The sequence below is a fragment of the Pseudomonas fluorescens genome, assembly GCF_001648775.1.
GTDB classification, from domain to species: Bacteria; Pseudomonadota; Gammaproteobacteria; order Pseudomonadales; family Pseudomonadaceae; genus Aquipseudomonas; species Aquipseudomonas fluorescens_M.
Window position 1 is genome coordinate 189,679 of record NZ_LVEJ01000016.1, and the last position, 14,112, is coordinate 203,790.

At 60.5% G+C, this 14,112-nt stretch carries 15 protein-coding genes; 4 read left to right on the top strand and 11 right to left on the bottom strand.

Annotated features, from left to right (window positions below; translation table 11 throughout):
• Positions 1 to 20 precede the first annotated feature (20 nt).
• The 4 genes from lptE to A8O26_RS15530 all read left to right on the top strand — a co-directional run bounded on the left by lptE (position 21) and on the right by A8O26_RS15530 (position 3,435).
• Entirely contained in the window at positions 21 to 626 is a 606-nt protein-coding gene (gene lptE / locus A8O26_RS15515; protein ID WP_064118808.1) for an LPS-assembly lipoprotein LptE, read from the top strand.
• Positions 627 to 665: 39 nt separating this feature from the next.
• Positions 666 to 1,703, top strand: a complete 1,038-nt coding sequence (gene holA, locus A8O26_RS15520) for a DNA polymerase III subunit delta (RefSeq protein WP_064118809.1) — start codon at positions 666 to 668, stop codon at positions 1,701 to 1,703.
• A gap of 183 nt (positions 1,704 to 1,886) precedes the next feature.
• The gene (gene arfA, locus A8O26_RS15525) at positions 1,887 to 2,051 is read left to right on the top strand and encodes an alternative ribosome rescue factor ArfA (protein WP_016986126.1); all 165 of its coding nucleotides are present in this window, start codon (positions 1,887 to 1,889) and stop codon (positions 2,049 to 2,051) included.
• A 61-nt stretch (positions 2,052 to 2,112) separates the two neighbouring features.
• Complete coding sequence (locus A8O26_RS15530) at positions 2,113 to 3,435, top strand: lytic murein transglycosylase (RefSeq protein WP_064118810.1); 1,323 nt, start codon at positions 2,113 to 2,115, stop codon at positions 3,433 to 3,435.
• Positions 3,436 to 3,551: 116 nt separating this feature from the next.
• Here A8O26_RS15530 and A8O26_RS15535 read toward each other — a convergent pair whose 3' ends face one another.
• From A8O26_RS15535 to rsfS, 11 genes are all read right to left on the bottom strand, one after another.
• Positions 3,552 to 4,502, bottom strand: coding sequence for a S66 peptidase family protein (locus tag A8O26_RS15535; protein WP_064118811.1), 951 nt, complete (start codon positions 4,500 to 4,502; stop codon positions 3,552 to 3,554).
• 175 nt (positions 4,503 to 4,677) lie between these two features.
• Positions 4,678 to 5,676, bottom strand: a complete 999-nt coding sequence (lipA, locus tag A8O26_RS15540) for a lipoyl synthase (protein WP_162130178.1) — start codon at positions 5,674 to 5,676, stop codon at positions 4,678 to 4,680.
• Between the two features lie 25 nt (positions 5,677 to 5,701).
• Positions 5,702 to 6,349 (bottom strand): lipoyl(octanoyl) transferase LipB, encoded by a 648-nt coding sequence (lipB, locus tag A8O26_RS15545; RefSeq protein WP_008087909.1) that lies wholly within the window; start codon positions 6,347 to 6,349, stop codon positions 5,702 to 5,704.
• Entirely contained in the window at positions 6,349 to 6,624 is a 276-nt protein-coding gene (locus A8O26_RS15550; protein ID WP_039761816.1) for a DUF493 domain-containing protein, read from the bottom strand. Before A8O26_RS15550 ends, lipB begins: the two co-directional genes overlap by 1 nt.
• 85 nt (positions 6,625 to 6,709) lie before the next feature.
• Complete coding sequence (locus A8O26_RS15555) at positions 6,710 to 7,867, bottom strand: D-alanyl-D-alanine carboxypeptidase family protein (RefSeq protein WP_007909601.1); 1,158 nt, start codon at positions 7,865 to 7,867, stop codon at positions 6,710 to 6,712.
• A gap of 189 nt (positions 7,868 to 8,056) precedes the next feature.
• A complete protein-coding gene (locus tag A8O26_RS15560; RefSeq protein ID WP_064118812.1) occupies positions 8,057 to 9,070 on the bottom strand; it encodes a septal ring lytic transglycosylase RlpA family protein in 1,014 nt (337 codons plus the stop codon).
• Positions 9,070 to 10,080: a lytic murein transglycosylase B gene (gene mltB, locus A8O26_RS15565; protein WP_064118813.1), complete on the bottom strand. Its 1,011-nt coding sequence runs from the start codon at positions 10,078 to 10,080 to the stop codon at positions 9,070 to 9,072. The genes A8O26_RS15560 and mltB overlap by 1 nt, the downstream gene beginning before the upstream one ends.
• 17 nt (positions 10,081 to 10,097) lie before the next feature.
• Positions 10,098 to 11,201, bottom strand: coding sequence for a rod shape-determining protein RodA (gene rodA, locus A8O26_RS15570; protein WP_052229404.1), 1,104 nt, complete (start codon positions 11,199 to 11,201; stop codon positions 10,098 to 10,100).
• A 31-nt stretch (positions 11,202 to 11,232) separates the two neighbouring features.
• A complete protein-coding gene (gene mrdA, locus A8O26_RS15575; protein ID WP_064118814.1) occupies positions 11,233 to 13,128 on the bottom strand; it encodes a penicillin-binding protein 2 in 1,896 nt (631 codons plus the stop codon).
• Between the two features lie 10 nt (positions 13,129 to 13,138).
• Complete coding sequence (gene rlmH, locus A8O26_RS15580; RefSeq protein ID WP_003185785.1) at positions 13,139 to 13,606, bottom strand: 23S rRNA (pseudouridine(1915)-N(3))-methyltransferase RlmH; 468 nt, start codon at positions 13,604 to 13,606, stop codon at positions 13,139 to 13,141.
• Positions 13,607 to 13,615: 9 nt separating this feature from the next.
• The gene (gene rsfS / locus A8O26_RS15585) at positions 13,616 to 14,110 is read right to left on the bottom strand and encodes a ribosome silencing factor (RefSeq protein WP_016986117.1); all 495 of its coding nucleotides are present in this window, start codon (positions 14,108 to 14,110) and stop codon (positions 13,616 to 13,618) included.
• Between the last annotated feature and the right edge of the window lie 2 nt (positions 14,111 to 14,112).

A 14,112-nucleotide genomic window follows, 5' to 3' on the forward strand; every position in this document is an offset into this window, starting at 1 on the left:
GTTTCAAGGGGAGCAACACAATGATCAAACGCAATCTGCTGGTGATGGGCCTTGCCGTCCTGTTGAGCGCCTGTGGTTTCCAGCTGCGCGGTACCGGTACCAACGAACTGACGATCAAGGAGCTCGACCTGAGCGCCCGCAATGCTTATGGCGAGACCGTCACCCAACTGCGCCAGACGCTCGAGACCAGTGGCGTCAAGGTTTACAGCGGTGCACCTTACAAGCTGTATCTGGCTGACGAGCAGGAAAGCCAGCGCATTCTCAGCTACGCCGGCGCCGGCCGTACGGGCGAATATCAGGTCAGCACTGTCCTGAGCTACGACATCCGCGGTGATAAAAACCTTTCTCTGCTGAGCGACAAGCTTGAGGTGCAGAAGGTATTTATCCATGACGGCAACAACCTGGTCGGCTCCGATCAGGAAGCTAACGACGCTCGCCGCGAAATCCGTCGCGAACTGGTCCAGCGCATGATGCTGCGTCTGCAACAGCTGACCCCAGGTCAACTGCAGCAGTTGCAACAAGCGGCCAACGACCGCGCCAAGGCCGAAGCCGACGCGCTCGAGGCGGCGCAAAAAGCTGAAGCGGAAACCCCGCGTCAGTCGCCGCTCGAAATACCGCAGCAGTAAGACGTTCGGGGCGCTCAGGCGCCCCGTTCGACCTTTCTTATGAAGCTCGCTCCCGCCCAACTCGGTAAACATCTGCAAGGTGCTCTGGCGCCGGTCTACATCATCAGCGGCGATGACCCGCTGCTGTGTCAGGAAGCCGCCGACGCCATTCGCAGTGCTGCCCGCCAGCAAGGTTTTGACGAACGCCAGGTCTTCGCCGCCGACGCCAATTTCGATTGGGGCACGTTGCTGCAGGCCGGCGCCAGCATGTCGCTGTTTGCCGAAAAACGTCTGCTGGAACTGCGCCTGCCTTCAGGCAAGCCCGGTGACAAGGGCGCCGCTGCATTCATCGAGTACTGCTCGCGCCCCGCTGAAGACACCGTACTGCTGATCAGCCTGCCCAAGCTCGATGGCAGCGCGCAGAAGACCAAGTGGGGCAAGGCGCTGGTTGAAGGCCCGCAAACCCAGTTCATCCAGATCTGGCCGGTGGATGCCAATCAGTTGCCGAGCTGGATTCGTCAGCGTTTGTCGCAGGCCGGCTTGTCGGCCAGCCAGGACGCCGTCGAGCTGATTGCCGCGCGCGTCGAAGGCAACTTGCTTGCTGCCGCGCAGGAAATCGAAAAACTCAAATTGATGGCCGAAGGTGGCCAGATCACCGTTGAAACCGTGCAGGCCGCTGTGGCGGACAGTGCCCGATTCGACGTGTTCGGCCTGACCGACGCCGTGCTCAATGGCGAGCCGGCGCACGCCCTGCGCATGCTCGAAGGGTTGCGCGGTGAAGGCGTCGAACCGCCGGTGATTCTCTGGGCACTGGCGCGGGAGCTGCGGCTGTTGGCCAACATCTCGTTGCAATACAGTCAGGGCACGCCGCTGGATAAATGCTTCAGTCAGGCGAAGCCGCCGGTCTGGGACAAACGCAAGCCGCTGATGAGCAAGGCCCTGCAGCGCTACTCGGCGCAACGTTGGGCGCAGTTGTTGCTCGAAGCGCAGCGTATCGATGCGCAGATCAAGGGCCAGGCGGCCGGTTCGCCGTGGATGAGCCTGAGCCGCTTGGCGTTGTTGATGTCTGGCCAGCGTCTGACACTGCCCGCCGAATAACCTGTCCTACCGCATAACGGCCATTCGCGAGCAAGCTCGCTCCCACATTGAAATGCATTCCAAATGTGGGAGCGAACTTGCTCGCGAAAGCGTCAACACATTCCCACATATCAGGGACTGGACAGACGCCCGACATCGGCAGATTATTTGCCGCGCAAAACCCACTCAATCGAGAGAACCCTCATGAGCAAAAAGCCATCGAAACATGGCCCCAACAAGGCCAAATCCATCGTCGCCCAACCCTTGTTCCGCAGTCGTCAGGAACGACCAACCAAGGGCAAAGGCAGCTACCGCCGCGAAGCCTTCCAGTCTGACAGCTGGGAGGCTTCTTACTTTCTGGCTGCCTGAAGCGCAGCACCCCTCGGTCATGTTAAGGTCTGCACCTGATTCGTTTCCCCTGGAACTGTGCATGCCCCTAAGTCTTTCCCGTCGCTGGCCTGTTCGCCAGATGATCGCTGCCGCAAGCTTCATTCTGCTGGTCGCCTGTGCGGAAAAACCCACCGCCGCCGACGCGCAACCTCTGCAAGCCGCCCCTGTCGCCACGGCCCCGGCGATTATCCCGCCGGTAGTGCCGTCCGCCGACCCGCTCGATCTCCAGCCAACCCAGACCTTTGCCGAATGGCAGGCAGGCTTTCGCAAAGATGCGCTGGCCGCCGGGATCAGCCCTGAGCTGTTCGATCGCGCCTTTGCCAATGTCAGCTTCGACGCCAGCGTGATTCGGGCCGACCGCAGCCAACCGGAATTCTCGCGCCCCGTGTGGGAATACCTCGACGGTGCGCTGTCGCCTCTGCGTGTACGTAAGGGTCAGGCACTGATCAGTCAGTACGCCGACATCCTGCAAAGCATCGAACAGCGTTATGGTGTTGATCGCCAGGCACTGGTGTCGGTGTGGGGCATGGAAAGCAACTTCGGTCAGTTCCAGGGCAGCAAGTCGGTGATCAACTCGCTGGCCACCCTCGCCTACGAAGGCCGTCGCCCGGGGTTTGCCCATGCGCAATTGATCGCTGCCCTGCAGATTCTGCAACAGGGCGATATCACGCCAGAGAAGATGCTCGGTTCCTGGGCCGGCGCCATGGGCCAGACCCAGTTCATTCCGACCACCTACAACACTCACGCCGTGGACTTCGACGGTGACGGTCGGCGCGACATCTGGGGCAGCCCGGCCGATGCGCTGGCCTCGACCGCCCATTATCTGCAAAGCTCGGGCTGGCAACGCGGCCAGCCGTGGGGTTTTGAAGTGCAACTGCCGAGCAGCTTCAACTACACGCTGGCCGATGGTGCGATTCGCAAAAGCGTTGCCGAATGGCGTCAATTGGGCGTGATTCTGCCAAATGGCGGCCAGGTGCCGGCGGGCTCCGAACAACTGTCCGCCGCCCTGCTGTTACCGGCCGGCTATCGGGGCCCGGCGTTCCTGATCCTCGATAACTTCCGGGCGATCCTCAAGTACAACAACTCGTCGTCGTATGCCTTGGCGGTGAGCCTGTTGTCCGAGCGCTTCAATGGCGGCGGTTTGATCAATGGCACCTGGCCGAAAGATGATTTGCCGCTGAGCCGATCCGAGCGTATCGAATTGCAATCCCTGCTGAGCGCGCGCAATTACGATGCGGGCACGGCAGACGGGATCATCGGCGCCAATACGCGCAAGGCGATACGCAGTGCCCAGCAGTCGTTTGGCTGGCCGGCGGATGGCTATCCGACGCACAAGTTGCTGGAAAGCCTGCGTACCCAATAGAACGAATGCCGTATGGCTGATATCGCTTTCGCGAGCAGGCTCGCTCCCACATTGAAATGCATTGCAAATGTGGGAGCGAGCTTGCTCGCGAAGAATGACTATCAGGCAATCAACCTTTAAGCCTTGATCACCACATCCTGCTCCAACATCAATTCCTGCTTCCCCGCATCCAGCCGCACCAACGCGCCCATCGGCAGCGTCAGGTTCGGATCGCAATGCCCGCTACGCCATCCCGACAGCACCGGAATCCGCAACGGCTCGAAGGTCTGCTTGAGCAAGCGGTTCAGTGCCGCGACATCCACCCCCGCCACATCCCCGACCAACACACCACGCAATTTGGCCAACTTGCCGGCCAGACGCATCTGCGTCAGCAAGCGGTCAATGCGATACAGCGGCTCGTTGATGTCTTCGATGAGCAGAATCACCCCTTCGACATCGATTTCGTAGGGCGTACCCAATGTCGACGCAATCATCGCCAGATTGCCGCCAAGCAAACGCCCGTGGGCGATACCAGGCTCGACGGTGGTCAACGGATAAGCCACCGGATGGCTAAACACACTCCCCGCCTTCAATTGCCCGCGCAGCATGGCAAAGAATGAAGTGACGGTCGGCGGCTCCTTGTCGCCCAGCAGGTCGGCATTGAGCAGTGGGCCGTGGAAGGTCACGAACCCGGCATAGCGGCTGATAGCCAGATGCAGTGCGGTGATATCGCTGTAACCGACAAATGGCTTGGCGTGGCAACTCAGCAGGTCATAGTCGATGCGGTCCAGCAGGCGCGGCGTACCGTAGCCACCGCGCAAACAGATGATCGCATCCACTTGCGGGTCGGCAAACGCTGCATGCAGATCGTTGAGCCGTACGTCGTCGCTGCCGGCCAGATAGCCGTCCTTGGCGTAAACGCCCGGAAATATCTTCAGTGCATAGCCCCGGGCGCGCATCCATTGCACAGCCTTGTCGGTGTCCAGCGCTCCTGGGCCGGCAGGCGCAATGACGCCGATCGTGCCCTCGGCGGGCAGTGCGGGCACGGCTCTGTGCGGGCAAAGTGTGTGGGTCGGTCGAACAGTCATCCATGGATCTCCGTGCGTAAAATCATGCTCACACAGTAGTCAGGAACGGGGACAAACAGAAGAGGCTCCGTTGCCCCGCAGGTTGCGGGAAAAGTAGGCGCTTGCCGTAGGACAGGCAAAAAAATGCCCGCGTAGACATAAAGCCTCGCGGGCATTTTTATGACTCAACGCCGGATCAGGAACCCAGCAGCTCAGCCTTGACCAGCTTCGCCTGCTCGTCGGCGTGGTACGAAGAACGTACCAGCGGGCCCGAGGCAACGTTTTTGAAGCCCATCTTGTAACCTTCCTCGGCGAACCAGGCGAAGGTGTCCGGGTGCACGAAACGCTGCACCGGCAAGTGGCTGCGCGACGGTTGCAGGTACTGACCGAGGGTCAACATGTCGATGTCGTGTTCGCGCATGCGCTTCATCACTTCGATGACTTCATCATCGGTCTCGCCCAGCCCCAGCATCAGGCCGGATTTGGTCGGAATGTGCGGCATCATCTGTTTGAAGCGCTGCAGCAGGGTCAACGACCACTGGTAGTCCGAACCCGGACGCGCAGCCTTGTACAGGCGCGGCACGGTTTCCAGGTTGTGGTTGAACACATCCGGTGGCTCGGCCGCGGTGATTTCCAGCGCGACGTCCATGCGGCCACGGTAGTCCGGAACCAGGGTTTCCAGCTGCACGTTCGGCGACAGTTTGCGGATTTCGCGGATGCAGTCGGCAAAGTGCTGGGCACCGCCGTCACGCAGGTCGTCGCGGTCAACCGAGGTGATCACCACATACTTGAGCTTGAGGTCGGCGATGGCGATGGCCAGGCTTTCCGGCTCGTTGACGTCCAGTGGCTTCGGACGACCGTGGCCAACGTCGCAGAACGGGCAGCGACGGGTGCAGATGTCGCCCATGATCATGAAGGTCGCGGTGCCACCGGAGAAGCACTCGCCGAGGTTCGGGCAGGACGCTTCTTCGCAAACGCTGTGCAGCTTGTGTTTGCGCAGCAGGCTCTTGATCCGGTCGACTTCCGGCGAAACCGGGATGCGTACGCGAATCCAGTCAGGTTTCTTCGGCAGCTCGGTGGTCGGAATGATCTTTACCGGGATGCGTGCAACCTTCTCGGCGCCGCGCAGCTTGACGCCGGCTTCTACCTTGGGACGCGGGGCCGGGCGCTCGGTCACGTCGAGCGTCGGGATCATGGTTTGCACTGCATCAGTAGTCATATCAGTCGATTCCGCCCGTCAGGGTCGTCTGCTCAGCATAGTCGAGGTGTTTGACGAGCTGCGCGCGCAGCCGGGCACTTACCTCGGCAAATTCAATCGATCCTGCGTGATCGCTCAGCTGGGTCATCGCCAGCCCGGCATAGCCGCAGGGATTAATCCGTCGAAACGGTTCCAGGTTCATATCCACGTTCAGGGCCAGGCCATGAAAGGAACAACCGTGGCGAATCCGCAAACCCAGAGAAGCGATTTTCGCTCCATCGACATAGACGCCGGGAGCATCTGGCTTGGCTGCAGCGGTTACGCCGTAGCTGGCCAGCAGTTCAATCAGGCAAAGCTCCATGCGGCTGACCAGATCACGCACACCGAAACCCAGCTTGCGTACATCCAGCAACAGATAGGCCACCAACTGGCCGGGGCCATGATAAGTCACCTGCCCGCCGCGATCGACCTGCACCACCGGGATATCACCCGGCAGCAACAAATGTTCGGCCTTGCCGGCCTGGCCCTGAGTGAACACCGGTGGGTGTTCGACGAGCCAGATTTCGTCGGCGGCATCGCTGCCGCGTTCGTTGGTAAAACGTTGCATGGCATGCCAGACCGGCTCGTAAGCCATCTGGCCGAGCTCACGAAAGCCCAGCGTGCCCGGCATCACAACACCATGTGCACGAAGCCGGTCGCCCGCAGTTCGCTGTTGATGTTGTACAGCTGATCCTGATCGGTCGCGACGATGTGCAACTGAATGGTGGTGTATTTGCCGTTGGTGCTTTGACGCTCGTCGATGCGCTCATCATTGATGGTCGCGTGTTTCTTGACGATGTCGATGATCTTGTCTTTGTTGCCCACACCGGTATCGCTGATCACCTTAACGGGATAATCCGTGACAGGGAATTCGATCTTTGGCGCCTTTACTTCGGTATCGGTCATGGCGTAACGGCCTCTTGAGCGCAAGCCGTGATAACGCGCATGGCCCCGCACCGGATCGGGGCGGGGCCATGCAGGTCAACACAAATCAGTTGAACAAGCCGTAGAAGAATAGACGGATGCTATCCCACATGCGGCGGAAGATACCACCCTCCTCGACGCCATCCAGAGCGATCAGGTCAGCGCTGTGCACGACCTTGTCTTCCAGTTTGACTTCGACTTTACCGATCACGTCGCCCTTGGCGATTGGCGCGGTCAGTTGCGGGTTCATGGTCATGCTCGCAGCGAGCTTCTTCAGCTGGCCTTTTGGCAGGGTCATGGTCAGGTCTTCAGCCAGGCCGGCCTTGACTTGATTGGTGGTGCCTTTCCACACCGGGGCCTGAGCCAGTTCGGTGCCCTTCTGATAGAAGGTCTGGGTTTCGAAGAAGCGGAAACCGTAGGTCAGCAGCTTCTGGGTTTCAGCGGCGCGAGCCACTTCGCTGTTGGTGCCGAACACCACGGCGATCAGGCGCTGGCCATCACGTACAGCCGAAGACACCATGCAGTAGCCGGCTTCGTCGGTGTGACCGGTCTTCAGACCGTCAACGGTCTTGTCGCGCCACAGCAGCAGGTTGCGGTTAGGCTGCTTGATGCCGTTCCAGAAGAACTCTTTCTGCGAGTAGATCGCGTAGTGAGCCGGGTCTTCGTGGATGATCGCACGGGCCAGGATCGCCATGTCGTGAGCCGACGAGTAGTGCTCAGGGTTTGGCAGACCGGTCGGGTTCATGAAGTGGGAATTGGTCATGCCCAGATCAGCGACGGTCTTGTTCATCAGGTCGGCGAACGCGTCTTCGCTGCCGGCGATGTGCTCGGACAGGGCCACGCTGGCGTCGTTGCCGGACTGGATGATGATGCCGTGCAGCAGGTCGCTGACAGTGACCTGCGAGCCGACTTTGATGAACATCCGCGAACCGCCGGTGCGCCAGGCGTTTTCGCTGACGGTCACTGGATCGTTTTCACCGATCTGGCCACGACGGATTTCCAGGGTCGCGATGTACGCGGTCATCAGTTTGGTCAGGCTGGCCGGAGGCAGACGCTGGTCGCCATTGTTCTCAACCAGCACGTTGCCGCTGCTGGCATCCATCAGAACGTAGGCTTTGGCGGCCAGTTGCGGTGGCGACGGCATCATCTCGGCCGCGAAGGCGGCTGGCGAGAGGAGCAGCGGGACTAGCAGACACAGGCGTTTGGCAAAGGTGGTGATGTTCATCCGTCTCTCGAAATCGCTAATGGAAACTGTCCTTGCGGACAAAATTTAATCAGATGACTTTCTAACGAGCCATCGCGTGTTCAGTTGCTCACTCCAGTCACCCTTGCCGGGCTTTTGTTCTTCGACGAGCCAACAACCTGATTCACCCCCCAATCGCTGGTGAATCGTCAATCAAGTTCTACGTGTTGCTTACTCGGTAACCACACTTGGCGAACCAAGGTTGGCCAGGCGCACGCTGTTCTGCACCTGGGCGATTTCACCCGGCGAGCCGATCGGCCCCAGGCGTACCCGATGCAGGGTCTGCTGATTGCGCACGATCGAGCTGATGAACACCGGAGCGCTCACCATCCCGCTGAGCTTCGACCTCAGGAGTTCTGCAGCGTCCGGGTTGGCGAACGCGCCCACCTGCAGATACTGGCCAGTTGCTGTTGCAGAAGCGTTTTTTTTTGCACTCATCGGCACGGGGACGGTGTCAGAGGCGTGTTGCTGCGGGGGCGGCGTCCATTGCTCGACGGTGCCGGCCGACGCCGTGATCACCGGAGCGCTGTTCTGCGCGACCTGCGGCTCATTGAGCATCAACGGTGCCGGACGGCCCTTGGCGGCCCAATACTGCTGCGGATCGATGCCTTCGACCTTGACGTGCGCCGTGCCGGTTTCGGCATAACCGAGTTTTTTTGCGGCGGCGTAAGACAAGTCGATGATGCGATCGGAATAGAACGGCCCCCGGTCATTGACCCGCAGGATCACCGTGCGGTTGTTGTCCAGGTTGGTCACCCGAACGTAACTTGGCAGCGGTAATGTCTTGTGGGCGGCACTCATGCCGTACAGGTCGTAGACCTCGCCGTTGGCGGTGTTCTGACCGTGAAACTTGGTGCCGTACCACGACGCTGTGCCGGAAGCGACGTAGGTCTTGGATTCCTGCAACGGGAAGTAGGTCTTGCCCAGTACGGTGTACGGGTTGGCCTTGTACGGGCCGGTGTGCAGGGTCGGCGTGGCATCGGGGATGCGCGACACGTCGACATCCCACCAAGGCGCGCCGTCTTTGTGCGCACGGTTGATGTCCAGACCCGGCTGCGCACGCACAGCAGTGGATGTGGTTGTTTTCGGCGTCGGCGAACGGCTGGTCGTGCAACTGGCGACCAGCACCGCCAACGCAGCGAAGGCCACCAGCTTCAGGGGTTTATTGTTAGGCAATGCCCGCATTACTTGACGCCCCGTGCTTGTACCAGCTGTTCAGACAGTTGATGTACGGCCATGGCGTACATCACGCTGCGGTTATAACGCGTGATCGCGTAGAAATTCTTCAGGCCCATCCAGTATTCAGGGCCGTTCTCGCCTTCGAGGCGAAATGCAGTCACCGGCATATCATCGCGCAGCGCATCATGACTTGACCAGCCCAGCGCTCGCAACTCTCCGACCGTCTTCGTCGGCTCGATACCGGTGGTCAGGCCTTCGTCGACCTGCTCGCCACGCACATCGGCGCGGCTGACCACCGGTTCGCCGGCGACCCAGCCGTGACGCTTGAAATAACTGGCAACGCTACCGATCGCATCATCCGGGTTGTTCCAGATATTGATGTGGCCGTCACCGTCAAAGTCCACCGCATACGCGCGAAAGCTGCTCGGCATGAACTGCGGCAACCCCATCGCCCCGGCATACGAGCCTTTGAGGGTCAATGGATCGATCTGTTCTTCGCGCGCCAGCAGCAGGAACTCACGCAGTTCCTTGCGGAAAAATTCGGCACGGGGAGGATAGTCGAAACCGAGCGTGGACAATGCATCGATCACCCGGAAATTACCGGTATTACGTCCGAAAAAGGTCTCGACGCCGATAATCGACACGATGACTTGTGCCGGTACGCCGTATTCCTGTTCGGCACGGGCCAGGGTCGCCTCGTGCTGGCGCCAGAAGTCCACACCGCGGGCGATGCGCGCGTCGGTGATGAACATCGGACGGTATTCTTTCCACTGTTTGACCCGTTCGGCGGGTTTGGAAATGGCGTCAAGAATCGACTGCTTGCGCTCTGCCTCGCGGAACACGCCCATCAGTTGTTCACCGGCGAAACCATAGTCGCGGGTCATTTCACCGACGAACTCGGCCACCTGCGGCGAGCCTTCGTATTCGCCGGCCAGCGCTTCCTGCACGCTCCCCAGCAGGCCCATCAGGCCAACCAGCGGCGCGCATCGAGTCGCCCAGCCACGCATTACTTGCATTGAACTCTTCACCTTATTCAAACCTGTGCGATCCACTTGCGATGGGTATGGATCGACATCAAAACCCCAAACGCTGACAGCAGTGTCACCAGCGAAGTTCCTCCGTAGCTAATGAACGGCAACGGCACCCCTACGACCGGCAACAGGCCACTGACCATACCGATGTTGACGAAAACGTAAACAAAAAACGTCATGGTCAACGCCCCGGCGAGCAATTTGCCGAACAGCGTTTGCGCCTGGGCGGTAATCACCAGCCCCCGGCCAATCAGCAACAGATAGATCAGCAACAGCGCACAAATGCCCACCAGCCCGAACTCTTCGCCGAGTACGGCAATGATGAAGTCGGTGTGGCTTTCCGGCAGGAAGTCCAGGTGTGACTGGGTGCCGAGCAGCCAGCCCTTGCCGAACACGCCGCCGGAACCGATCGCGGCTTTCGACTGAATGATGTTCCAGCCAGTACCCAACGGATCGCTTTCCGGATCGAGGAAGGTCAGGATTCGCTGCTTCTGGTAGTCGTGCATGATGAAAAACCACATCGCTACCGACACCGGAATCGCCGCCGCCAGCACGCTGAGGATCCAGCGCCAGCGCAGCCCGCCCATGAACAGCACGAACGCCCCGCCCGCCAGAATCAGCAGCGAAGTACCGAGGTCAGGCTGACGCACGATCAGTACAAACGGCACGCCGATCAACATCAAACTGATGCCGACGTGCTTGAGTTGCGGTGGCAGCGTGCGCTTGGACAGGTACCAGGCGATGGTTGCCGGCATCAGGATCTTCATGAATTCCGAGGGCTGGAAACGAATCACCCCGGGGATGTTGATCCAGCGCGTCGCACCCATGGCGTTGTGGCCCATGATGTCGACGACCATCAGCAACACCACGCCGATCACGTAGCCCAGCGGCACCCAACGCGCCATGAAACGCGGTTCGAACTGGGCGATGACGATCATCGACACCAGGCCGATGCCGAACGAAGTGGCCTGTTTGGCCAGCAGGTCCCAGCTCTTGCCGCTCGCCGAATACAGCACGAACAGGCTGCCCGCCGCGAGAATCAGCAGCAGGATCAGCAATGGGCCATCGATATGCAGTCTTTGCAGCAACGTCGCGCGGCGACGCATCACATCCTCACTGGAGAGCATGCGATCAAAGTTATTCATCACGGGCCGTAGCCTCCGCACTGATTGGGCTGGCGTATTCGGCCTTCAAACGTCCGTCCTGATCGAGCAGCCAGGCGTCCATGACCTGACGCACCACCGGCGCGGCGACGCCGGAACCGGACTCACCGTTCTCGACCATCACCGACACGACGATGCGTGGATCATCGGCCGGGGCAAAACCGACGAACAAGGCGTGGTCGCGGTGACGCTCCTGAACCTTGGAGCGGTCGTACTTCTCGCCCTGCTTGATCGCTACCACCTGCGCGGTACCCGACTTGCCGGCGATGCGGTATTGCGCGCCGATCGCGGCTTTACGCGCGGTGCCGCGAGCACCGTGCATGACCTGCTGCATACCGTGGTTGACCTTGGTCCAGTCCGACGGATCGCGCAGGACAATGTCCGGCATCGGGTTTTCATCGACCGGCTTCACCCCTTCCAGGGATTTGGCCAGGTGCGGACGGTTCCAGATGCCTTTGTTGGCGACCAGCGCCGTGGCTTGCGCCAACTGCAGCGGGGTCGATTGCATGTAGCCCTGGCCGATCCCGAGAATCAGGGTTTCGCCAGGGAACCACGCCTGTTTGCGTGTGGCACGTTTCCACTCGCGGGACGGCATCAGACCGGGAGATTCTTCGAACATGTCCAGCGAGACCTTCTGGCCGATGCCGAACTTGTTCATGTAAGTCGACAACCGATCGATGCCGAGCTTGTGCGCCAGGTCATAGAAGTAAGTGTCGTTGGAACGCATGATCGCCGTGTCGAGGTCGACGAAACCGTCACCGGTGCGGTTCCAGTTACGGTATTTGTGATCGTAGTTGGGCAGCATGTAGTAGCCCGGGTCGAACACCCGGCTGGATGCTGTCACCACACCGGAATCGAGGCCGGCAATCGCCACCGCAGGCTTGATCGTCGAGCCCGGCGGATACAGACCGCGCAGCACCCGGTTGAACAACGGCCGATCGATCGAATCACGCAGCTCGGCGTAGGCCTTGAAGCTGATGCCGGTGACGAACAGGTTCGGGTCGAAACTCGGTTGGCTGACCATCGCCAGCACTTCACCGGTCTTCGGATCAAGCGCAACCACCGCACCACGACGCCCACCCAGCGCAGCCTCGGCCGCTTCCTGCAACTTGATGTCGAGACTAAGGACGATGTCTTTACCAGGAATCGGATCGGTACGCTTGAGCACGCGCAAGACGCGGCCGCGGGCGTTGGTCTCGACTTCTTCGTAACCGACCTGACCGTGCAATTCCGGCTCGTAGAAACGCTCGATGCCGGTTTTGCCGATGTGATGGGTGCCGCTGTAGTTGACCGGGTCGAGGCTCTTCAGCTCTTTCTCGTTGATCCGCCCCATGTAACCGACCGAGTGCGCAAAATGCGCGCCCTGCGGGTAGTGACGAACCAGTTGCGCGACCACTTCCACGCCGGGCAGGCGGAACTGATTCACCGCGATCCGGGCGATCTGCTCTTCGGTCAGCTCGAACAGGATCGGCACCGGCTCGAACGGCCGGCGCCCCTGACGCATGCGTTTCTCGAAGATCACCCGGTCCTCGGGCGTCAGCTCCAGCACTTCGACAATGACGTCGAGCACTTGCTGCCAGTCGCCGGAGCGCTCGCGGGTCATGCTCAGGCTGAAGCTGGGACGGTTGTCCGCCACCACCACGCCGTTGCGGTCGAAAATCAGCCCGCGGGTCGGTGGAATCGGCTGCACGTGGACGCGGTTGTTTTCCGACAGCGTCGAGTGGTACTCGTACTGGATCACCTGCAAGTAATACAGCCGCGCGATCAACACGCCGATCAACAGCACAATCGCAATGGCCCCGAACACGACGCGGCTACGCACCAGGCGTGCGTCCTTTTCGTGGTCCTTGATGCGGATCGGCTGAGACATGAGGGCAGGCTTACTTGTGGTAAGGGTGACCGGACAGCACGGTCCAGGCACGGTACAACTGTTCGCCGATGAGGATTCGCACCAGCGGGTGCGGCAGCGTCAGTGGCGACAACGACCAGCGCTGATCGGCGCGGGCACAGACTTCCGGCGCCAGCCCTTCCGGGCCACCAACCATGAAATTGACCGTGCGCGAATCCAGCCGCCAGCGGTCGAGTTCGACCGCCAGCTGCTCGGTGCTCCAGGGCTTGCCGTGGACTTCCAGCGTGACGATCCGCTCGTTCGGCCCGACCTTGGCCAGCATGGCTTCGCCTTCCTGGCGGATGAATCGGGCCACGTCGGCATTTTTGCCACGGGTATTGAGCGGAATTTCCACCAGTTCCAGCGCCAGCTCGGACGGAAGACGCTTGGCATATTCATGCCAGCCTTCTTCCACCCACTTGGGCATGCGTGAACCGACGGCGATCAGGCGCAGTCGCACAGCAATCCCTTACAGCTGGTCTTTGTTGAGCTTGGTGAAATGCTCGTGGGTGTTTTCCGGGCTGTGGTGTTTGGCATCGGCCGCACGGCTTTGCTCGGCACCGGCCCACAGGCGCTCCAGGTCGTAGAACTGACGTGCCGAGGCCGTCATCATGTGCACGATCACCAGGTCCAGGTCCAACAGCACCCAGTCGCTGTCGCCCTTGCCTTCTTCGCCCAGCGGCTTGGCGCCCTGCTTTTTGACTTCTTCGCGAACCTTGTCGAGCATCGCGTTGATCTGGCGGTTGGACGTACCGGTGGCGATGATCATGTAATCAGTGATGCTCTGCTTGTCGCGAACATCGATGATCTGGATATCTTGCGCCTTGACGTCTTCCAGGGCAGCAACGGCCAGTTTGACCAGCTCGTCGCCCTTCAGCGGTTCGTTGGTGTTGACCGGCTCTGGCAGCGGGGCGCTCTTGAATGTGCCTTTGCGCTTTACTTTGGTTTGGTCTTTGTCAGTCATAT